General features: G+C 56.2%; 17 protein-coding genes. 8 read left to right on the top strand and 9 right to left on the bottom strand.

The genetic code is table 11. The annotated features are described in order from the left end of the window. Positions 1-204 precede the first annotated feature (204 nt). Complete coding sequence (locus O77CONTIG1_RS11910; RefSeq protein WP_068510841.1) at positions 205-984, bottom strand: MBL fold metallo-hydrolase; 780 nt, start codon at positions 982-984, stop codon at positions 205-207. 81 nt (positions 985-1,065) lie between these two features. Further along, positions 1,066-1,752 (bottom strand): SAM-dependent methyltransferase, encoded by a 687-nt coding sequence (locus O77CONTIG1_RS11905; RefSeq protein WP_068510839.1) that lies wholly within the window; start codon positions 1,750-1,752, stop codon positions 1,066-1,068. 246 nt (positions 1,753-1,998) lie between these two features. Here O77CONTIG1_RS11905 and O77CONTIG1_RS11900 point away from each other — a divergent pair, with 246 nt between their 5' ends. Continuing rightward, positions 1,999-4,395 carry a hypothetical protein gene (locus O77CONTIG1_RS11900; protein WP_068510838.1) on the top strand — a complete coding sequence of 799 codons (2,397 nt, stop codon included), beginning with the start codon at positions 1,999-2,001 and terminating at the stop codon, positions 4,393-4,395. Here O77CONTIG1_RS11900 and O77CONTIG1_RS11895 read toward each other — a convergent pair. Next, the gene (locus O77CONTIG1_RS11895; protein WP_068510836.1) at positions 4,392-4,625 is read right to left on the bottom strand and encodes a hypothetical protein; all 234 of its coding nucleotides are present in this window, start codon (positions 4,623-4,625) and stop codon (positions 4,392-4,394) included. The genes O77CONTIG1_RS11900 and O77CONTIG1_RS11895 overlap by 4 nt on opposite strands. A 129-nt stretch (positions 4,626-4,754) precedes the next feature. On the opposite strand from O77CONTIG1_RS11895, the gene O77CONTIG1_RS11890 reads away from it, so the two are divergent. Further along, positions 4,755-5,435, top strand: a complete 681-nt coding sequence (locus O77CONTIG1_RS11890; protein WP_068510834.1) for an AzlC family ABC transporter permease — start codon at positions 4,755-4,757, stop codon at positions 5,433-5,435. Positions 5,436-5,528: 93 nt separating this feature from the next. On the opposite strand, the gene O77CONTIG1_RS11885 is transcribed toward O77CONTIG1_RS11890, so the two are convergent. The 4 genes from O77CONTIG1_RS11885 to O77CONTIG1_RS27910 all read right to left on the bottom strand — a co-directional run bounded on the left by O77CONTIG1_RS11885 (position 5,529) and on the right by O77CONTIG1_RS27910 (position 8,853). Further along, positions 5,529-6,302, bottom strand: a complete 774-nt coding sequence (locus O77CONTIG1_RS11885; protein ID WP_068510831.1) for a peptidylprolyl isomerase — start codon at positions 6,300-6,302, stop codon at positions 5,529-5,531. Continuing rightward, on the bottom strand, positions 6,302-7,666 hold the full coding sequence (locus O77CONTIG1_RS11880) for a cytochrome P450 (protein WP_068516465.1): 1,365 nt from the start codon (positions 7,664-7,666) through the stop codon (positions 6,302-6,304). The genes O77CONTIG1_RS11885 and O77CONTIG1_RS11880 overlap by 1 nt, the downstream gene beginning before the upstream one ends. A gap of 102 nt (positions 7,667-7,768) precedes the next feature. Then, the gene (locus tag O77CONTIG1_RS27915) at positions 7,769-8,461 is read right to left on the bottom strand and encodes a hypothetical protein (protein WP_317134092.1); all 693 of its coding nucleotides are present in this window, start codon (positions 8,459-8,461) and stop codon (positions 7,769-7,771) included. Between the two features lie 38 nt (positions 8,462-8,499). Next, the gene (locus tag O77CONTIG1_RS27910; RefSeq protein WP_317134091.1) at positions 8,500-8,853 is read right to left on the bottom strand and encodes a hypothetical protein; all 354 of its coding nucleotides are present in this window, start codon (positions 8,851-8,853) and stop codon (positions 8,500-8,502) included. Positions 8,854-9,076: 223 nt separating this feature from the next. On the opposite strand from O77CONTIG1_RS27910, the gene O77CONTIG1_RS11870 reads away from it, so the two are divergent. Next, positions 9,077-10,342, top strand: a complete 1,266-nt coding sequence (locus O77CONTIG1_RS11870; protein ID WP_068510829.1) for a GTPase domain-containing protein — start codon at positions 9,077-9,079, stop codon at positions 10,340-10,342. Between the two features lie 181 nt (positions 10,343-10,523). Here the strand turns inward: O77CONTIG1_RS11870 and O77CONTIG1_RS11865 are convergent, their stop codons facing one another. Next, entirely contained in the window at positions 10,524-11,261 is a 738-nt protein-coding gene (locus O77CONTIG1_RS11865; protein WP_068516462.1) for an SDR family oxidoreductase, read from the bottom strand. Between the two features lie 181 nt (positions 11,262-11,442). Between O77CONTIG1_RS11865 and O77CONTIG1_RS11860 the strand changes: the two genes are divergently transcribed. The 4 genes from O77CONTIG1_RS11860 (at position 11,443) to O77CONTIG1_RS11845 (ending at position 16,318) form a co-directional block, all read left to right on the top strand. Beyond that, positions 11,443-12,354: a LysR family transcriptional regulator gene (locus O77CONTIG1_RS11860; protein ID WP_068510828.1), complete on the top strand. Its 912-nt coding sequence runs from the start codon at positions 11,443-11,445 to the stop codon at positions 12,352-12,354. A 75-nt stretch (positions 12,355-12,429) separates the two neighbouring features. Further along, positions 12,430-13,437 carry an ATP-binding cassette domain-containing protein gene (locus O77CONTIG1_RS11855; RefSeq protein ID WP_068510826.1) on the top strand — a complete coding sequence of 336 codons (1,008 nt, stop codon included), beginning with the start codon at positions 12,430-12,432 and terminating at the stop codon, positions 13,435-13,437. Positions 13,438-13,550: 113 nt separating this feature from the next. Beyond that, positions 13,551-15,524 carry a hypothetical protein gene (locus tag O77CONTIG1_RS11850; protein WP_156435190.1) on the top strand — a complete coding sequence of 658 codons (1,974 nt, stop codon included), beginning with the start codon at positions 13,551-13,553 and terminating at the stop codon, positions 15,522-15,524. A gap of 14 nt (positions 15,525-15,538) precedes the next feature. Then, entirely contained in the window at positions 15,539-16,318 is a 780-nt protein-coding gene (locus O77CONTIG1_RS11845; RefSeq protein WP_068510821.1) for an ABC transporter permease, read from the top strand. 17 nt (positions 16,319-16,335) lie between these two features. On the opposite strand, the gene O77CONTIG1_RS11840 is transcribed toward O77CONTIG1_RS11845, so the two are convergent. Then, entirely contained in the window at positions 16,336-16,578 is a 243-nt protein-coding gene (locus O77CONTIG1_RS11840; protein WP_286132285.1) for a hypothetical protein, read from the bottom strand. A gap of 377 nt (positions 16,579-16,955) precedes the next feature. On the opposite strand from O77CONTIG1_RS11840, the gene O77CONTIG1_RS11835 reads away from it, so the two are divergent. Next, positions 16,956-20,732: a hydantoinase B/oxoprolinase family protein gene (locus tag O77CONTIG1_RS11835; protein WP_068510818.1), complete on the top strand. Its 3,777-nt coding sequence runs from the start codon at positions 16,956-16,958 to the stop codon at positions 20,730-20,732. The last annotated feature ends 58 nt before the right edge of the window (positions 20,733-20,790 follow it).

Below are 20,790 nucleotides of genomic sequence, written 5' to 3'. Positions count from 1 at the left end.
CTTCAATCCGGATGTGCCGCTGACACGGCGACCCGGCTCAACCGTAACCGCGAGTCCAGAGAACCCCTCGACGGTTTCATTCTAGCGGCCGGGGCAATTCGCGGAGGGATTGCTTCGGGAATCGCCCATCGATGCCTTCTATCGCCCCGTTTTAGCATAGATTTTGCCCGCTGACGCATCGGGTTTGCCGGGCGCACCGATCGGCTAAGCCCTGTCGTTTTGGGACTTTATGGGTTCGCTAGGACAGCCCGGACTGCGGCGCGATCGCCGATAATCGTCCACAATCTGCCGATAGTCCGCCTTGCCAAAAATCCGATAGTGCCCCGGATAGACCGTTTCCACGGGCAGTTGGGACAGGCGATCGTAGGTGTTCAGATAGGTGGGAATGTGGCTGCAATGCAGCTCGTCCAGCAATTCGCCGTCATAAATCACATCCCCCGAAAAGAGTTCCTGCGTCTTTGGGTCATACAGCGCAATGCAGCCCGGAGAGTGGCCCGGCAGATGCAGCACCTCCAGCGCGCGATCGCCCAGATCTAGCACGTCGCCCTCGTTCAAAATCTGCGTCGGTTCGCAGGCCCGCAGCGTGTAGGTTTCCACAGTAAACCCCTCGTAAGGGAGCTGGTGAAAGTCTTCCTGGCGCACCCAGCCCTGCTGCGGCGTACACAGCGCCTCGTAGTCGTCGCCCATTCGCAGGGCGCTAGCCTCAGCCGCGTGAATCGCCCGCTGATCAAACTCGTGCATTCCCCCGGCGTGGTCAAAGTGAATGTGGGAGGCGATCGCCAGCAGCGGCTTGTCCAGCAAACCCGCCAGATAGCTCCGCAGGCTCAGCACGCCAAGCCCCGTGTCGATCAGCAAATCGCGATCGCGCCCCTTGATCAGCCACAAATTGGCCCGGTTAAACCAGTAGTAATGCGGCTCGGTGATGAGATACAGAGAATCGGTAATGCGTTGGGTAGAGAACCACTGATGGATTGGATCGAGCATTGATCTAAAGGGGATGGAGTAATCAGGATGCTTGTAGTATCTAACACGTCCTCCGTTCATCCCTCAATCACCCGCTGCCGACTAGACCGCCAGCCGCGTCACCCGCAGCATCTCATTGCCGCCTTTTTGCAGTTCATACTGGACGGGAACGATTTCCACGCGATAGCCCAGGTCTATGAGGAACTCGCAGACAGGTTCGAGGTGGGGCGATCGCTCTCGTTCCAGCGTTAGCAGCGGAAAGATCCGGAGCTCTTGCCCACGGGCCATGAGGGCGGCGATGGAGCGGCAGTGCATCTCCAGGCTGATGTGGTCGGAGTAGAGAAACAGCAGGTGAGAACAGAGCATCAGATCATAGGGGCGATCGCTCAGCGGCAGATCGGGCAACTCGCCTACGAGATAGCGCCCCGCTGCCTTGCCCTGGTCATAGTCTGCCAAAAAGAGCCGCAGCGCCATTTCGCGGTTTTGCAGCAGGTGGTCGGGTGACTGGTGATAACCCCACACCCAGGCATTGGGCGTGTCTTTTACCTGGCGGATGATGTCGCTGGCGCAGGCGTAGAACCGCTGCTCGATTTCTGCGCCGCTGAATTGATAAATCGGGTCAATGGAAACCACCCGATATCCCAACTGGTGCATCTCGGCGTTGAAGCTGGCTGGGCCACCGCCCGCATCTAGAATGGTGCGGGACAGGTCGAGGTCAGTCAGGTTAAACATCAGGCGATACTCGGCAAGCGATCGCCCAAAGGGAACGACGTGGCTCAGTTTCACCATGAGTGTCTAGGGGTTAGGGATGGGCAGATCAGATTGGCTCAGAAAGGCAGAGACACTGAGACAGATGGGTTGCTGCTAGTCAGCATAGGAGACGGTCGAGACTGAGTATAAAGATTCAGGGAAGAAGTTTTCAGTATTTCCCAAAAAGCATGGGAATATTGACGCAATGGTGTGGGTGGCTCCGTGAACGACTGGTTCACTGGCTGAAGCGTCTGGTCGGTTGGATGGCTGATTCTGTCTATAGGCATGGCTGTATTATCACGGCGCGAACGGGGACGCATCTTGACCCAAACGGGGTTTGACCGCATCTGGCAAGCTGTGTGCCTTCGGTTTCCGGGCGATCGCCCCACCTACGCGGCAATTGCCCGCTGCACCGAGCCTGGAAACCACAACGGCCACACGGCAGAGTACCTCTCGCCAGAAACCATTTCTCGCATTCTGCGGCCCTGGCTCGACCAGCAGCGCGACCAACTGCGCGGGGTCGATGTGCGATCGCTGGAACAGTTGTTTCGCGCCTTTGGGCTGACGCTGCAACCCGACGATCACCAATCGGCCCAGGCAGTTGCCGATGAAACTGCGATTAATCCCAACTTTGTTGGGCGGGAAGAGGCGATCGCCGACTTGGATGGACTCCTGAGCCGGGGCTTCAAAATTATTGTGATCCAGGCGCGGGCGGGCATCGGCAAAACGACCCTGGCGCGACACTATCTCCAGCAAAGGTTTGACGCGGTGCTGGAGTTCCCGATTGCCAAGGCGACGAAGGACATCGCCCCAGTGGAGGCACTGCTAGAAGAAAAGCTGCGGCAGCTTGGCGAAGAACCCGGACGAGAATTTTTTGTGTCGCTGGATCGACTCAAGCGCAAGCTCCAGGGCGACCGCCTCGGCATTTTGATCGACAATCTGGAACCCGCCCTCGACCCCGATGGCCGCTTTATCGAGCCGCATCGCCGCTATGTGGAACTGCTAAACGTGCTGGCTGACCCGTCGGTGCAGTCTACGACGCTGATCACCAGTCGCGAACGCCTGCACGAATATACGGTGTCCGTGCAGCACTACCCGCTGCGGGGGCTGACTCTCCCCGCCTGGGAAAAGGTGTTTCAAAATCGCGGACTGCGCTGCGTCGATACCCCCGCCATGCAAGCGCTGCACCGGGCCCACGGCGGCAATGCCAAAAGCATGGATTTAATCAGCAGCAACATCGCCGAAGATTTTGCAGGAGATGTGGAAGCCTATTGGCGGGTCAACCAGACCAACCTGCTGAGCCATTGCGAGCTAGAAGACCAAGTCAACCAGCAGTTTAATCGACTGCAAGAGCTATCGCCCGATGCCTATAACCTGCTGTGTCGCATGGGCTGCTATCGCTACCAGGACGTGCCGACGGTGCCGATCGAAGGGCTGTTTTGTCTACTGTGGGACGTGCCAGAGAGCCGCCATCGCCGCGTGGTTCGAGCGCTGCAAGACCGCTCTCTGGTGGAGTGTGAACACGAGCGCTACTGGCTGCATCCGGTGATTCGTGCCCAGGCGCTCGATCGGCTGGTTAGCACGCCTGACTATGACACTGCCCACCGCCACGCCGCAGAATTTTGGACTGAGCGGGTGGCCGCCATCACCACGCAAGACGAGGTGCAAACTGCACTGGAAGCCTACTATCACTACATCGACATGGGTGATCACGAGGCGGCGGCCGATGTGATTATCCAAAAGCGCCCCAACCGCTGGGGCACGAATGAATCGCTGGGGCGATCGCTCTACAAGCGGGGGCTACTGAGTCAGGCGGAGGAGGTGATCCTGGCGGTGGTGGATCGGCTTCCCGACAGCTATCGCCGCGCCAGACTCTACGGCATTTTGGGCGCGGTCTATTACTATTCGTCTGATAATATCCACGAGGCGGTGAGATCCTGCCAAAAAGCGCGGGCGATCGCCCAATCGGTCTTGCAAACACTCCCGGATGCTGACCCCCACGCCAACGACACGGCCTTCAAATTGCGGCTGGTGGAAATCAACGCCCTGCTGACCATTGGCATCTGCCAGATTGCCCTGGGCGAATATGAAGCGGGCATGGCGGCCCATCGCCAGGTCGAGCAGCTCTGCCAGCCGCTAGGCGACGATCGCTACCGCCGGTCGGTCTTGTTCTACATTGCCTATCTCAACCTTCGCCTGGGCAACTGGAAGCTGGCGCGAACGCTGGCAGATGAGCTGTACGAGGCAGTCAATCAGCTCGGCGACCACCAGATGCCCAGTTGGGTCACGGAATATCGCCTGTTTTTTCTGGGGCTGACCTATCGCGAACTGGGCGAAATTCGGCGATCGCGCCAGCTCTATCGCCGCGTGCTAGATTTTGGCGAACGCAGCGCCTACGGGCAAGCTACGTCCAAGGCGCTCTATGGAGATGCCGCACTCGACACCGAAGAAGGACACTATGACCAGGCCGTTGCAAAACATCAGGCTTCGATTCAATATCTGCGCGACGTGGGCGCAAAGTATGACCTGGCTGAAGCCTACTACCAGCAAGGGCTGACCTATCGGGCAATGGGCGAAAAACTCCGCAGCGAAGAAAGTTTTCAGGCGGCGATCGCCCTGTTTGAAAGAATGGACGCACCTAAGCAGGTCGCCAAAGTGCAGCGGGCGATGGACGGCTCCTAGCGAATCGACTCCACCACCACGGCGATCGCCATCAGGCAAAAGACCAACCCCATCGTCTTAAATAGGGCAGCATCCAAAATGCTCACTAGGAGATGCAGGAGAGGGGCAATTACTAAAACCTTTGACAGCACAATTGCTACCAAAATGCCAAACAGCGTTAGCAGAAAGTATTTCAACACGCGCACCGCAAACCGAAACAGCCAACTGTAGTCAGGATGAGTGTTTCTCATAAGTTTCGGGGGGTTCGAGGACTGGTTGCTGATGGCCTTAGTCTAGCGATCGCCCCCCGGCAACACCACCACCGTTGCCGCTGTTAAGCCAAAAGTTAAGCAAATGAAAAACCAACCGGAGAAGGAGACATGCCAGAGTTTTTGCGCGGCGGGACGCGGGCGCTGGGAATTGTAGCCGGATTTTTGCCGACGGCCGTGAGCTTTGGGGCGATCGCCATCCAGACCAAGCTGTCGGCGGAGGCGACCCTGGGCCTGTCGGCGTGGATCTTTGCAGGCGCGTCCCAGTTTGCGGCCATAGAGGGGCTGCGGCAAGGGCTGGCCGCGCTGAGCATTTTGATCACCGTGCTAGTGATGAACCTGCGCCATGTGCCCATGAGTCTGGCGATCGCCCGTCATCGCTATGCCCGGTTCCCCATCTGGCAGCGCTGGCTGCTGTGCCACGGACTGGTGGATGAAGTGTTTGCCCTGGAAATGTCTGACCCCCAGCGCCCGTTTGCCTACTATTTGGGGATGCACTGCTGCTGCTGGGCAGCGTGGGTGGCGGGCACCTGGCTCGGCTGCGTCGTTGGGCTACGGATTCCCGAACGCTGGCTGACCTTCGCCCTGCCTGCGCTGTTTATTTACCTACTTGTCAACGCCATTCGTCAGCTTCACCATCCCAACCGCTGGATTGTCCTGGCGCTCAGCCTGATCCTAGCCATAGCCAGCACGACGCTGGGTTCAACGGGCTTGCTGGTGTCAATTTTGGGCATCGCGGCGATCGCTACGCTGGGGATGACCAAGAGCGATCGGGCAGGAAGGGCATCGTGAGCAAGTCTCAGGCTTTCGCTTTCCTGCAAACATCGCCCAAAATCCAAAATCCAAAATCTAGAATCCAAAATCTAAAAAAACTGCCCATCCTCCTCACTCTCCCACCAGCACCTCAATATCCAGACCATCCAACTGCCTCATGATCCACTGGTCGAAGAGTTCATTCCGCAGGGCTTCCAGCACCTCCGGATGATCGAGCGTGGCAGGCAGGACGCGATCCAGTCGGAAGACACACCACAGGTTTTCTGGCTCGATAAACAGCGGCGGCAGCACGTCACCCGGAGTCGCCGCATCGACAGCAGCGCGGAGGGCATCGGGCAGGCTGCCTCGGCTCAGCAGACCCAGCATTCCGTTAAACAGGCGATCGCCCGTTTGGGAATAGTCCTGCGCCAGGGTCTCGAAACTTGCGCCCTCTAGCAACTGTTGATAAAGCTCCTCCGCCAAATCGCGATCGCCCACCGCCAGCCGCGACAGCACGACCTGATCGAGATCTAGCTTGCGCTCGATGAAATATTGCGACAGGTGTGGTTCCGTCAGGCGATCGCGCAGTTGGCGAAGCTGGAGTTCCCGCTGGGTTTGGGTTTGCAGGGCTTCTACATCTAGTCCTTGAGACTCCAGCCAGGTTTGAAACGCGAGGGGATCGGTGAGGTCAGCCTGCTGGCGAAATTGGGCGATCGCCGCCTCCACCTCTGCCCCGGTCGGCTGCCCCCCAGCGCGATCGCCCAATGCCTGATCCAGCACAAACTGCCGCAGGATTTCGCCAATCATTTCGTCCAGCTTGCCCGCCGCCTGCAAGTATCGCACCGCCTGGGCAAGAGAAAGCTGCTGCTGGCCATTAATGACGATGAACGGGGGAGAAATAGCCATCAGCCAGCCTTCAGCGCCGTAAACGCCACCCGCAGCCCGCTGCGAGGATGGGGGGTGGGCACAACCACCAGGCTCAAGTCCTGGTCGGGCAGCAGCGTCCACTGCCAGTGCCGCAGCAGATGAGTGGCAAAGATCTTCATTTCTAGCCGAGCAAATTCTTTCCCCAAACACTCGCGGATGCCGCCGCCAAAGGGCACATATCCGTAGCGCTGCTGATCGGCCGAGCGATCGCCCAGTTGGGCTGCGCTAAATCGCTCTGGGTCAAACCGCTCTGGCTGGGGATAGAGGGATGCATCTTGGTGTGTTGGCCCAATCTGGTACAGCACGCTCCAGTTCTTGGGGATGGTGTAGCCACCATAGGTACAGTCTTGCAGCACCGTGCGAAAGCCGCCACCAACCGGGGGAATGCGCCGCAGCACCTCTCGCAGCACTTGCTCTAGATAGGTCATTTGTTTCAGCAAGTCGAGGCTCAGCGGCGCGGCTGGGTCAAATCCACGCTGCTCGGCCCGCAGCTTCTCTAGCACGTCGGGCGACTGGGCCGTGAGCAGGCAAAAGGAGGCGATCGCCGAGGTCAGGGTTTCATGCCCCGCAAACAGCAGCAGTAAGACTTGATCCTTCAGTTCTTCTAGGCTGAGGCTCTGACCGTCCTCGTCGCGGGCGCGAATCAGCAAATCCAGTGCGTCGCTGGCCTCTGGCCCGTCTGACTCTGGCCCATCTGAGGAATTGAGGGACTGAGAGAGTCTCTGCTGGCGATCGCAGATGATCTGCTCCATTTCTTGCAGGAGCAACCTCCGCGCCCGTTTGGCTTTGCCAAAAGCTGTCCACGGCAAATTCAGCGGAATCGAAAACAACCCCTGACACCAGGTTTCAAAAACGTGACCCAGGCGAGTTTGGGAACCCTTGTCCAGCCCCACCAGCAGCTTGCAGGCAATATCCAGCGTATAGTTTCGCAGTTCGGGATACCAGGTTAGTTCGCCCTGCTGCTGCCAGCGCTGGGTGTAGCGCTGGGTGATGGTTTCCATCGTGCGGATATAGCCCGACAGCGCTCGTGGCATAAAGGCCTGGGCTAGCAACTTGCGGCGCGACTGATGTTCGTGCCCGGTTTGCAGGGCCAGCGACAGCTTCCCCAGCAGCGCCTTCGTGCTGGGCGGCCAGTCTACGCTAAAGTAGGTGTTTTCGTTGCTCAGCACAAACTGATTTGCTTCTACACCCCGCATAAAAATCGTTGGCTTGCCCAACAAGCGGGTTTTGAACAGGTTGCCGTACTGTTCATGGCGCTTTTGGGCAAAATTCGGATCGGTGAAGAAGTTGAGCGTTTCGCCGAGAAAAGGCAGTCCAAAGGTGCCAGGGGGCAGGGTATTCATGAGAAATATAGGGAATTGCAGCAGAGCATCAACAACGCGGCGATCGACGGCAACTTGATAATCATCTCCTTTTTCCCCCATTATCCAATGGCTGATGCGGGCTTATGCCTTTGCAAAATAGTTTACGACCGCCTGGGCGATCGCCTCATTGCCAGCCTTATCCAGCGGCAGGTCGGTTTCTGGCGGATTCAGCGGCGCTTGCAAAAAGTCCCAATCGCCCTCGACAAATTCAGCCGGGGTGATGATGCGGTGAAAGCAGTGGCGACGAATCCCCGCCAGCAGGCAGGCCGCTTCGGCAAAGTCGTCGCGGGTGAGGCTGACAATCGGCACGTCCAGGCGACAGGCCTCAGAAAAGGTGCCAAAGCCTGGTTTTGAGACAACTCGCCCGCACAGCGGCATAAAGTCCACCGGGCGGAAGGTGGTGCCGCCCACATTCACCAGATTGGGCAGGTCGGGAGCTTGCTTATCGGTGGTGATGAACTGCCAGTCGGGAAAGCGCGTCAGGTTGTGATACGGAATTTCTGCCAGCCCCAGCCCGCCAAAGGTGAGCAGCGCCGTCTTCTCTTTTGGCGCACTCAGGTTGAACTTGCTCCGCAGGTCGTCCGGGCTGTGGCGGGGGCTGCCACCCGTGAGGCCCACGTCTTGCACGACGGGAAACGCGCTCATCGGCTCATGAAACGGCATCCGAAACAGGCGATCGCACTGGGCAAAGCACTCGCCAATCCAGTCGGCAATCTCCACAAACTCGCCGCCCCAGGCGCGATAGATATAGTCCCAGCCAAAGTTGCTGCCCATCCAGCAGGGCACACCAGCGGCACGGGCGATCGGCGCGGCTAGCGGGGGGAATATCGCCCAGCACCAGCCCCCACGCGATTTTGGCGGATGAAGCTGACCTCGCTGGCAATGATCGAGGAAGCGCGATCGCGGATTTCCTTCAGCTTGGCCAGCGTGGCGGGCAAGTCCATCGTTAGGCTGTCGGGCTGAACCACGCCCACATCAAACGCTCTGGGGCGGTGCAAAAATTCGCCTTCCAGGTAGGAATCCAGCAGCCAGCGCGGAGCCGTCGTCACCATGATGGGTAAAATCTCGGGGCAGCGCCGCTGAATCTCTGCCACCACGGCCGCCGTCCGCGTCACATGCCCAAACCCGTGATTCGTAACCGCAACGTACAAAACAGGTCGAGACATGGCAGGAAGTTCCTCAGAAGTTGGGTAACGAGTAACGAAAGATGAACTCGCCTCTACCCTAACCCCGCCTGCGCCACTTTTCCAACCGTGGCTAAGCTGCATGAATGCCCACGTTGGCTCGAAAGTCAGAAACACTGAACCGAAGCAAATACGAGTTAGTAGCAACGCCACAAGGGGAACAATCTAGTTAACATCTGCCTACTATGTTCAATACCCTTGCATCATGAATATGCTGCCACCGCACATTCCGTTCGCCCAATTCGGACAGTCTTGCTCAAAATTTTTCCGTTTAAGCGATACGTGCAACATTTTAGTTGTCGGTGATACAGGTGCAGGCAAGAGTACACTTATTCGTCGTGCGCTCGATGTATCTGTGCGTCAAGAAATAACGCGAGGAATTTCGAGAGCGCCCTACAGAAATATAAGAGGGAGCGTATCCATCTATGACTCTGAAGGATTAGAGAGAAGACCTCAAAAGGTTAAGAAAGATATTCTACAATTCCTGAAAAACAAAAAGCAGAGTAATCTTTGCAAGAATCAAATTCATCTCGTTTGGTATTGTTTGAATTATCAAAATGCGAATCGAGAAGGGAACTTGGAAGTAGACTGGATTAAAGAACTTGCCAATTACGCTCCAGTTATGTTAGTTGTTACTCGCAGCCCTAGAAATAAAGAATCTTACGTTGAGCAACTAATCAGCCAGACTGACTGTAATTTGAAAATTGATACAGTTGTTCGTGTTTGCGCAGAAGCTGAGACGTATGATGAGATATTAGAAGCACATGGCTTGGATAGGCTATGTGAAGCTTCAGAAAAAGTTTTGAATGATCGAACCAATAGCTTAATCCAAGAGGCAATTGGCTCGATGAAGATGAGTGCGGTGAAGTGGATAGGAGAAGGCGCTTTCTTAAGAGGTTTGCTCGGCATTATACCAGGCACGTCTTATGCAGGAATCGTGCCACTTGTCAGGAATAGAATTCTTAAAAGAATGTTTGGAGGAGTATCTTCTGAGTTTCATTTTAACTGTATAGAGGAAGATCTGGCTGCAATTTCTAAATGGAGTTTGCTTCTCGAAACCTCTGCTGTCTTGCAAGATAAACTCAGCGAGGTTGATTGGCAAGGGTTTAATTCTATGACTGAAGCCCTGCAATGGATAAGTGAATCAATCAAGAATTTTGCCGATAGCTTCTTGCTTGAAAACGAAATGTTTAGTAATTTGAGTGACACCCTATCTAAGTGGGCTAAATTTTCCTGGAATCTTCCCTTCGACATACATCCTGCCCTTGCAATCTTCTTTGTTGTTGAAACAGCATTTATGGCTAGTGCCTGGATGCAAGTTTTAGAAGAGGCAAAGTTGGATTTCTATGAAGGAAATTCAGATGTGAACCTGAAATCAAGAATGGATGAAAAGCTTCAGCAAATGCTCGACTGGATGACCCAATGGATTCCACAAGAGAGTTCAGAGTCTCAAAGTTATGCCGCGACTTGATGCTTTTCTGGCTCAAGTTAAAAGCCTCATTCTGCGCGGAAGAAAGAGGCTTTCTTTTTGTTATATTCTTGCCAGACTGAAAATGAGTTTAGGAGGAACAGAGGCTATTGATAAAGTTCTAAACTATCTCCAGCTCTACTCAGGATTCTTGGCGATCGCCCTCTATCTGCCACGCCCATTCTCATTGCGGCAACATCCCAGCAAACTGCTTTTCAGCCTCTTTGAGCGGCGTTTTCAGGTTGGCAAACACATGCTGAGAAACTGGGTCGGGATACACCTCTTCAGCGCCCTGGGCGATCGCTTCTAGCACGGCTTTTGCCACCTCGATGGGGGCGGCTTTGTCGAGCGGCACAGCTTCCGCCATTGCCGTGTCCACGGGCCCCGGAAACGCGCCGACGACGAGGGTTCCCTGCTGCGTCAGCTCCGCGCGAGCGCCCTGCGTCAGGGAATAGAGCGCCGCCTTGGACGCGCTGTAGGAACTGAACACGGGCACGTTGACGACAGATGCAATGGAGAGCATGTTGGCGATCGCCCCGCCGCCGTTTTGCTTCAGAATCGGCGCAAAGGCGCGAATCATCGCCAGTGTGCCAAAGTAGTTGGTCGTCATTTCCCACTGCGCCGTTTCCACGCTGCGGTCAGTAAACAGGCCGCCTGCCCCCAGCACGCCCGCATTGTTGATCAGCAGGGTCACGTCTGGCGCGGCGGCGGCAGCAGCCTGCACCTGGGACGCATCGGTCACGTCGAGGGCGATCGCCACAATTCGGTCAGGGGCGATTGCCACCACATCGTTTAGCGAATCGAGCGATCGCGCAGCGGCGTAGATGCGTCGAGCGCCCGCCTGCACCAGCGCCTCCACATAGGCTTTGCCAATGCCGCGATTGGCTCCGGTCACAAAGGCCACTGAGTCTTGAAGGTTCATGTCCATCTCCTGGAAAGGGTTTAAGAGTTGCGGTGAAAAGTCTGAAAAGCATTGGGAGAGAGGGTTGCGGATGGTGTTGCGCCGCATCGCTCTCCACATCTCTCATCTTGATTGATTCAAAAGTGTTTGAGAAGATGGCAGATTGGAATTTGATTGATTCAAAATTAGAATAACCTGAGTCATGGATCGCCTCGACTGCATTCAGAGCTTTGTGCGCGTGGTGGAAACGGGCAGCTTTTCGGCGGTGGCTCGCGAACGCCACACCACCCAGCCCACCGTCAGCAAGCAAATTGCTGCGCTCGAAGACTATCTGGACGTGCAGCTCCTGACGCGCTCTACCCGCAAACTCCAGCTCACGCCAGAAGGGGAGCGATTTTTTGAGCATTGCCAGGTGGTGCTAGAGGCGGCAGCAGCGGCCGAAGCCAGCGTGGGGCAGCGCCAAAATCCCGTCGGCACGCTGCGAGTAAGCTGCCCTGTCGCGTTCGGGCAACATCAGCTCATGCCCTATCTCAAGGGTTTTCTAGAGCGCTATCCCGACATCAAGCTGGATCTAAACCTGAGCGATCGCTTTGTCGATTTGGTGGAAGACGGCACGGATCTGGCGATCCGCATTGGTCAAGTGACTGACTCCACGCTGATTTCCCACCGCATTGGCACCACGCGCCGCATCACCGTTGCGGCTGCGTCCTATTTGGGCGATCGCCCAGAACCCCAAACGCCCGAAGACCTCGCCCATCACAACTGCATCGTCTACACGCGCCTGGCCTCTGGCAATGAATGGCACTTTCAATGCCCCACCCGCGGCCCCATTCACATCACCGCAACGGGCAACTTGCAGGTGGATAACTCCGTCGCCATCCGCGAAGCCGTCCTGGCGGGACTGGGCATCGCCGTTTGCCCCGTCTGGCTATTTGGCGATCTGCTGGATTCCGGTCGCCTGCGGCTCTTGCTCAAGGACTATCAGCCCCTGCCCCTGCCCATCTACGCGGTCTACCGCCGCAGCCGCTTTGTCCCTGCCAAAGTGCGCTGCTTTATTGAATATCTCACGGAGAAATTTAGACTGAATCCGTGGGTCTCCAATGACTCACGCTAATCCTGGAGGGATGCCTGTATCGTAAAGGGGTACTGGCAGCCTTCCCCTCTGCCCCGCCGTTCGCCCCTCAGGTCAATGTCTATCATCACTGTCGATCGCCTCAGTAAGGTCTACCCCGTTGCGGTCAAAGAGCCGGGACTCAAAGGCACGCTGACCCACTTCTTTCGGCGCACCTACCGCAACATTCCTGCCGTGCAGGACGTGTCCTTTGCGATCGAGCCGGGCGAATTTGTCGGGTTCCTCGGCCCCAACGGCGCAGGCAAAACCACCACGCTGAAAATGCTGACCGGGCTGATTCACCCCTCTAGCGGGCGTATCTCGGTGGCGGGACACGTCCCCTATCGGCGCGAACCAGGCTTTTTGCAAAAAATTACTCTCGTGATGGGGCAAAAGCAGCAGTTGATTTGGGATTTGCCCACGCTCGACTCGCTGCGGATCAACGCCGCCGTCTACGGCATTCCCGATGTGGAGTTTCGCCGCCGCCTGGGAGAACTGAGCGACATGCTGGCCCTAGATCGACAGCTCAATCAGCCCGTCCGCAAGCTGTCGTTGGGCGAGCGGATGAAAGCGGAACTGCTAGCGGCGCTAATCCACCAGCCCAAGGTGCTGTTTTTGGATGAACCGACGCTGGGGCTGGATGTGAATGCCCAGAGCAGCGTCCGCGACTTTTTGCGGCAATATAACCAGCAGTTTCAAGCCACCGTGCTGCTGACCAGCCACTACATGGCAGACATCACCGCCCTCTGCCGCCGCGTGCTGATGATTCATCAAGGCAAGCTAATCTATGACGGCAGCCTGGACGGACTGCTGGAGCGGTTTTCGCCCTGCCGCGAGGTGACGGTGGAATTGGGGCAAGACCCACAGCCTCAGGTTCTAGAACGCTTCGGACACCTGAAGGCGATCGAGGGCCGCGTGGCTCATTTCATCGTGCCCCAGGAAGCGCTGACGCAGACCCTATCGCGGCTGCTGGCGGAGCTAGACATTGCCGATCTCACGGTCACCGATCCGCCTGTGGAAGAGGTGATTGGGCGCGTGTTTCAAAGCGGCGGTCTGGACAATACGGGCGACAGCGCATCGGCTTAACGGGACGGCTCCCTTGCCGCTAGAATGTTGGCTTGTGTGAGATTGACCGATCTGAACTTAAATTTTTGGTTTGGATCTCTCTGTGTTGCGATCTGGTCAGTAAGGAAGTGCAAGTGTCCTTGGTCGAGCGTCTGGTCATGAAGTGGATGACGGTGGGCGATCGCCTCCGACAGACCGCTGCCCAGCGTCCGGTCGCAGCAACCAGTCTGGCAATCTTCTGGGCCTGCGTGTTTGTCTACGCCATGAATGGCCGCGTGGATTTGAACTCCAGCGACAACGTGACCAACACGCTTTTGGGATTCAACTGGCTGCAAAACCACAGCCTAAACTTTGATGCGTTCCGAGACGGCTATCTGTATCGCGGCGGCGGCATCCCGTTCTATTTCATAGAATCACCCACCGGTCATTTATCTTCTCGATTTCCTATTGGGCCAGCGCTGGTCACGTTTCCTCTCGCCGTTCTCTATTACTTTGCGCTCAAGCTGGCTGCTTTTTTGGACGGAATCACGGGCGGCGTTCTCAACCTTTTTCCAGCCGGATTTCCTGACGTGGCTAGCGAAGACTTTGCAACCTATCGTCAGGGGTTTAGCAAGTTTGCTGCGACCATTTCCACTGCCTTGACGGTTGTTTTCTTTTATCTCAGCACCCGCCTCAAATTCAGCCCCAGCGTTGCAGCGGTTTCTACTTTTGTGTTTGCCTTTGCTACCGGGAGCTGGCCCATTTGCTCACAGGATTTACGCCAGCACACCGTTTCCAACTTGCTGCTTTCGGGGATTCTACTGTGTTTGCTCAAAGTGGAGCATAGTGAGGGAAAAAACCGCAGGCTGCTGCTATTTTTGGCAGGGATTTTTTGCGGCATTCTCCCCAGCGCTCGAATTACTAGCGCCCTGTTTTCAGCGATTATTTTTCTGTACGTGGTTCTTGCCTATCGAAAGGAAGCTATCTTCTTTTTGCTGGGATTACCAAGCGTGCTGTTTCACTTGGGCTGGAACCTCTACTATTTCGGCTGGGACAACCTGATTGTCGGTGGATATATTTCACACATCGAGAAGCATCCATCTTCCTATTCCTGGACGTTCGAGCAATTTAGAAGAGGTTCTCTAGGACTGCTGCTCAGCCCTAGTAACGGGATTCTGGTCTTCTCGCCCGTGCTGCTGTTTGCAATTCCGGGAGCTTATCGCCTGCTGCGAAGGTGGAAGCGAGAAAACCGTCGGGATGAATGGCTGCTTTTGTGCCTGATGGTCAGCGTTTTCCTGCTTTACCTGCAATATAGCTTCTACTTAATTTGGCTGGGTGGAAACGACTCTTTTGGGCCGCGTTTCTTAGCAGACACGTTGCCCATTTCTTGTTTTTTGATTGCTTACTTTTTGGCAGATCTTGTCCCCAAGCTAAAGCGCAACTGGCAGGGCGCACGATTTGTCTTGGCGCTGTTTCTTATCAGCTTAATTCTTTCAACCCTGATTCAAACCATTGGGGCATTCACCCAGACCAACTGGAAAGCCAGCCCGATGCCCGCCACAGAGCGCAATGGACGATTATGGGCGTTGCAAGATAGCAAAATCGAGCGCCACACCAGAAATTTGCTTGCTAAGTTCAACAAACCGATTCGGGATCGAAAAACGTATCTGGCAGGATTTCAAGGCACGGCGGAGAGCCTGCACTGGATCGATCTGGATGGGGATGAAGTGCCCGTGGGCGATCGCCCCAGAGTTCGCTCCGGTCAGCGAAGGCTTTTGAAACTTGCCCTCCGCAATACGGGGACATCGCCCTGGTTTGGCTACCAAACGGGCATCGAGAAAATGGGTGAAGCGAAAATCCGACTGAGATTTTATGATGCAAAAGGCGAAGACAAAACGCCCCGGATTGGCAATCAACTCTTTGTCTCTGGTCGAACGCAGCCCGGTGGGGCAACCCTCGCCATCGGACAGGCTGCATTTCCATCAGAACCAGGGGTCTATCGACTGGAATGCTGGCTGGTGGCAGACGGCATTTCTGCCTTAAACCCGGAATCTGCCCCGACCTACGTCCAAACCATTACGGTTCTCCCCCGCTCCAGCCCAGCCCAACCAGATGCGCCGAACTCCTAATTCTGTGACTGCCCATGCTCCGCACCGCCCGCACGCTCCTGTCCGTCTACTACGCCTACATGGTGGAATATCGCGCCGAGCTAATCCTGTGGGTGCTGGCAGGTAGTCTGCCGCTGATTCTGATGGGTGTGTGGATGGAGGCATCCCAGGGCGGGCAGTTTGGGCTGTCGCCGGTGGAGTTTGCGCGATATTTTCTGGCGGTGTTTCTGGTGCGCCAGTTCACCATCGTCTGGGTCGTCTGGGACTTTGAGCGAGACGTAGTGGAAGGAAAGCTGTCGTCGCGCTTGCTGCAACCGCTCGATCCGGGTTGGCACTATTTCGCATCACATATTGGTGAGCGCTTTGCCCGCGTGCCGTTTGCCTTTGTGCTGGTGGGGCTGTTTTTTTGGCTCTATCCGCAGGCGTTTTGGCTGCCGAGTTTGGGCAATTTCCTGTTGGGGTCGGCGGCAACGGCGCTGGCGTTTTTGCTGCGCTTCGTCATGCAATACACCGTGTCGATGCTAGCGTTTTGGATTGAAAAAGCCAGCGCGATTGAGCAGTTTTGGTTTCTTATTTATCTTTTCTTTTCTGGCGTGGTAGCTCCGCTAGAGGTGTTTCCACCGCTGGCTCGTCAGATTGTAGAGTGGACACCGCTTCCTTATCTGGTTTACTTTCCTGCGAGTATCTTTGTCGGGCTACCCGGAAATTATCTACACGGGTTCTTGATTACGCTGGCGTGGATTGCGCTGTTCTATGGGCTAAATCGCTGGCTGTGGCGGCGTGGGCTGCGACACTATTCTGGCATGGGCGCTTAGGTAGAGAGTCGCAGGCCTTACCTCCGCAAAACCGAAGTAATGATGACTGTGAGCGTCGCGCTGGCAATCAGCGTGAAGGCGAGCTGAACCACCCACTGCGTCGCCTGACGATAATCCGCAAAGCGCTCATCAAATTTTTTCAGATCGCCTGAAAATGTTTCAACGTCATTGGAAAGCGTGCCAACGTCGCTGGAAAGCGTGCCAACATTGCTAGAAAGGGTGCCAACGTCGCTGGAAAGCCGATCCAGCTTGTTAGACAAGTCTCTGAGGGTGGGTTCGCTGTCGGATGCAGAGGTCATAGAACGATTCGGAAAAGCAACTATCTCAGAATTCCCAGACAAACGGCGATCTATCAGTATTGACAGTCTACTAGAGGAATCTGCCAATGACTACTGGAGGGCAATAGCGTCATGCATTCGCGGTGGCACAGTCAAGAAGATTAAAGCTCTTGCCATGTAGAGGTTTCACGCCAAAACCTTGGCTCATAGAGCCGCAATTTTCATAACTGGCAGCGATCGAGATGAGAGGATGCTAAGAGCAGCTTGCAAATTTTCACTCATCTTGGCTTCACCTTGCCAAGTAAGAAGCGGTTGGCTTGGCACGGTGAGTTTGAATCGATTACCAGAAGGAGCGCGACATGACGACACAAGGCTGGCAGTTTTGGATTGATCGGGGCGGCACATTTACCGACATCGTGGCGCGGCGACCGGATGGGCGGGTGGTGGTGCATAAGCTGCTGTCGGAAAATCCAGAGCGCTATGCCGATGCGCCGATTCAGGGCATTCGCGATGTGCTGGAGCTGCCGCCGGATGCGCCGATTCCTGCTGAGCAGATTGCGACGGTGAAAATGGGCACGACGGTGGCGACAAATGCGCTGCTAGAGCGGCAGGGCGATCGCACGCTCCTGCTCATCACCAAAGGCTTTCGGGATGCCCTGCGAATTGGCTACCAAAACCGTCCTAATATCTTTGCACGACAAATTATCTTACCTGAGATGCTCTACGAGCGCGTGATTGAGGTAGACGAACGCCTCAGCGCCCAAGGCGAGGTGCTCATTTCGTTTCGTCCGCTAGAAACGGGGTTGGTGGAAGAGTTGCAAGATGCCTATACAGCGGGCATTCGCAGTTGCGCGATTGTGTTCTTGCACGGCTATCGCTATCCTGACCACGAGCAGCAGGCGGCAGAACTGGCGCAGCAAATCGGCTTTACCCAAGTGTCGGTTTCTCACCAGGTCAGCCCGCTGATGAAGTTGGTGAGTCGGGGCGATACAACGGTTGTGGATGCCTATTTATCCCCAATTTTGCGGCGCTATGTGGATCGAGTGGCCGCCGAGTTGGGCGTTACGGCAGGTTCCGGCGATTCCCCCCAGCCGAAGCTGTTTTTTATGCAGTCCAACGGCGGCTTGACCGACGCAGCGCTGTTTCAAGGGAAAGACAGTATCTTATCCGGCCCGGCAGGCGGCATTGTGGGCGCAGTCAAAACCAGCCAGCAAGCGGGTTTTAGCAAGATTATAGGCTTTGACATGGGAGGCACCTCTACGGACGTGTCGCACTTTAGCGGCGAGTATGAACGCACCTTTGAAACCGAGGTGGCAGGCGTGCGGCTGCGGGCCCCGATGATGGCGATTCATACGGTGGCGGCGGGTGGCGGCTCGATTTGCCAGTTTGATGGGGCGCGATATCGCGTGGGGCCGGCTTCCGCAGGCGCACATCCGGGGCCTGCCTGCTACCGCAAGGGTGGCCCACTGACAGTGACCGATTGCAACGTGATGTTGGGTAAGATTCAGCCGCAGTTTTTTCCAGCGGTCTTTGGCCCGGAGGGAAATCTGCCGCTAGATGCCGCAGTGGTGCGGGAGAAATTCACGGCACTGGCGGCGGAGATTGGAACCCGTACTGGCGACGCGCAATTGCCCGAACAGGTGGCTGAAGGATTTCTGGCGATCGCCATCGAAAAAATGGCCAGCGCCATCAAAAAAATCTCCATTCAGCGCGGTTACGACATTACCGAATACACCCTCTGCTGCTTTGGCGGCGCGGGTGGGCAACATGCCTGCCGGATTGCCGAATCGCTGGGCATCTCGCAAATTTTTCTGCATCCCTATGCGGGCGTTCTCTCGGCCTACGGCATTGGGCTAGCGGACGTGACGACAATTCGCGAGCAGGCGATAGAAGCCCCCCTCACGGATGCCCAGCGACCAGAGATAGAGCGCGTGTTGCAGGAATTGGCGATCGCCGCCCGCCGAGATCTCCAGCAGCAGGGCATCGCCGCCGCATCAGACACCCCCCTGCACACAGACACGCAGGTGGAGATTCGTCCTAAGGTTCACCTGCGGTACGAAGGAACAGATTCTGCGCTGATTGTAGAATACGCCAGTCTCAACGATATGCGAGATGCATTTTCACGGCTCTATCGACAGCGCTATGGATTCACAATGGAACACAAACCGCTGATCGTTGAGGCTGTTTCCGTAGAAGCAATTCACGCTTCTGAGATTACAAGGGTAGAACCGTCAAAACCAGACGGAGTGAATGACCTCAAGACAGATTTTGCTCAAAACACAACCGCGATCGCCACGGTTTCCATGCACACAGGCGGCATCACCTACGACGCGCCCGTGTATCAGCGGCAAGACCTGCGGGAGGGCGATCGCCTGATAGGCCCAGCCCTGATCATCGAACCCACCAGTACCAATGTCGTTGAGCCTGGATGGATGGCAGAACTCACGTCTGGTGGAATGCTAATTCTCAAGAAATATGATGACAGCAGGACGCAAGAAGAGTCTGGAGCCGATTTCCCTCTCGCAACCCATTCTGCCTCTGGTTCGCCTGATCCGGTGATGCTGGAAATCTTCAATAACCTGTTTATGGCGATCGCCGAAGAGATGGGTATCACACTACAAAACACCAGCTACTCGGTCAACATCAAGGAACGGCTAGATTTTTCCTGCGCCATCTTTGATCAACAGGGCCAGCTCGTTGCCAACGCGCCCCACATCCCGGTTCACCTCGGCTCCATGAGCGAAAACGTCCGCGCCCTCATTGCCGCTAGGGGCAATGCGATTAAACCCGGTGATGTATACGTGTCCAACAATCCCTACAACGGCGGCACGCATTTGCCCGATATCACGGTGATTACGCCTGTGTTTCAGCCGATGAACCCAAATGCAGAAGCCGCTTCCTCGACTCCCCTCTTCTACGTTGCCTCTCGCGGCCACCACGCCGACATCGGCGGCATCACGCCCGGTTCCATGCCGCCCAACAGCACCCACATTGAGCAAGAAGGCGTGCTGCTGGATAACGTGTTGCTGGTGGAAAACGGACAATTTCGCGAAGCAGAGATGTCAGAAATCCTAACAACCGGATCTTATCCAGTCCGAAATCTGGCGCAAAATCTAGCAGATTTGCAGGCGCAGGTGGCCGCCAATGAGCGCGGCGTGCGGGAACTTCACCGCATGGTTGCCCACTACGGGTTAGATATCGTGCAGGATTATATGCAGCATGTTCAGGACAACGCCGAGGAATCTGTTCGACAGGTAATTGTGAACCTAAGTCGGCAGGTTCAGCCGAACGGTGATATGAGGATGTTGAACCGTCAGTTTACCTACCTGCTGGATAATGGAGAGCACCTTCAGGTGGCGATCGCCCTGAATCCTCAAGAACGTTCCGCTTGCATTGACTTTACAGGCACATCGCCCCAGCAGGCGAATAACTTCAACGCGCCGCTGGCCATTTGCAAAGCCGTCGTGCTGTACGTATTTCGCACGCTGGTCGATGCTGACATTCCGCTGAATGCAGGTTGCTTGAAACCATTGGAAATTGTCGTGCCGGAAGGCTGTCTACTGAATCCCAAATACCCTGCCGCAGTGGTGGCAGGCAATGTAGAAACGTCGCAGGCGATCGCCAACTGTCTCTACGGGGCACTGGGGGTCCTTGCTGCCAGTCAGGGCACAATGAACAATCTCACCTTTGGCAACGAAAAGTATCAGTACTACGAAACCATCTGCGGCGGCTCTGGCGCAGGCCCCGACTTCGACGGCACCGATGCCGTGCAGACCCACATGACCAACTCGCGCCTCACTGACCCCGAAGTGCTGGAATGGCGCTTCCCTGTGCTGCTGCGTCGGTTCGAGATTCGCTCCAACAGCGGCGGCGCAGGGCGGCATCGCGGCGGCAACGGCGTAATTCGCGAGATCGAGTTTCGCGAACCCATGACTGCCGCGATTCTCTCCAGTTCTCGCCAGGTCGCGCCCTTCGGGCTGGCAGGCGGCGAACCCGGCGCAACCGGACGCAACTGGGTGGATCGGGAAGACGGCCGCCGCGAAGACTTGACCAGTTGCGCCGAGGTGCAAATGCACGCGGAGGATGCGCTGGTAATCGAAACGCCGGGGGGCGGTGGGTTTGGAGTTGCAAAGTAGCCCAATGGGAAAGGTCGCCTGGAGGCAGGCACGGTCAAGTTCGAGGGCCTGAACTGGT

Source organism: Leptolyngbya sp. O-77 (genome assembly GCF_001548395.1).
Lineage (GTDB): Bacteria > Cyanobacteriota > Cyanobacteriia > Elainellales > Elainellaceae > Thermoleptolyngbya.
This window is presented reverse-complemented; position numbering and strand designations above follow the sequence as displayed.

Coding starts and splice junctions, on each gene's coding strand:
- O77CONTIG1_RS11880 (WP_068516465.1), bottom strand. CDS start 7,666: ATGAATACCCTGCCCCCTGGCACCTTTGGACTGCCTTTTCTCGGCGAA.
- O77CONTIG1_RS27910 (WP_317134091.1), bottom strand. CDS start 8,853: ATGTCTCGACCTGTTTTGTACGTTGCGGTTACGAATCACGGGTTTGGG.
- O77CONTIG1_RS11835 (WP_068510818.1), top strand. CDS start 16,956: ATGACGACACAAGGCTGGCAGTTTTGGATTGATCGGGGCGGCACATTT.
- O77CONTIG1_RS11845 (WP_068510821.1), top strand. CDS start 15,539: ATGCTCCGCACCGCCCGCACGCTCCTGTCCGTCTACTACGCCTACATG.
- O77CONTIG1_RS11860 (WP_068510828.1), top strand. CDS start 11,443: ATGGATCGCCTCGACTGCATTCAGAGCTTTGTGCGCGTGGTGGAAACG.
- O77CONTIG1_RS11905 (WP_068510839.1), bottom strand. CDS start 1,752: ATGGTGAAACTGAGCCACGTCGTTCCCTTTGGGCGATCGCTTGCCGAG.
- O77CONTIG1_RS11865 (WP_068516462.1), bottom strand. CDS start 11,261: ATGAACCTTCAAGACTCAGTGGCCTTTGTGACCGGAGCCAATCGCGGC.
- O77CONTIG1_RS11855 (WP_068510826.1), top strand. CDS start 12,430: ATGTCTATCATCACTGTCGATCGCCTCAGTAAGGTCTACCCCGTTGCG.
- O77CONTIG1_RS11895 (WP_068510836.1), bottom strand. CDS start 4,625: ATGAGAAACACTCATCCTGACTACAGTTGGCTGTTTCGGTTTGCGGTG.
- O77CONTIG1_RS11870 (WP_068510829.1), top strand. CDS start 9,077: ATGAATATGCTGCCACCGCACATTCCGTTCGCCCAATTCGGACAGTCT.
- O77CONTIG1_RS11910 (WP_068510841.1), bottom strand. CDS start 984: ATGCTCGATCCAATCCATCAGTGGTTCTCTACCCAACGCATTACCGAT.
- O77CONTIG1_RS11890 (WP_068510834.1), top strand. CDS start 4,755: ATGCCAGAGTTTTTGCGCGGCGGGACGCGGGCGCTGGGAATTGTAGCC.
- O77CONTIG1_RS11885 (WP_068510831.1), bottom strand. CDS start 6,302: ATGGCTATTTCTCCCCCGTTCATCGTCATTAATGGCCAGCAGCAGCTT.
- O77CONTIG1_RS11900 (WP_068510838.1), top strand. CDS start 1,999: ATGGCTGTATTATCACGGCGCGAACGGGGACGCATCTTGACCCAAACG.
- O77CONTIG1_RS27915 (WP_317134092.1), bottom strand. CDS start 8,461: ATGGGCAGCAACTTTGGCTGGGACTATATCTATCGCGCCTGGGGCGGC.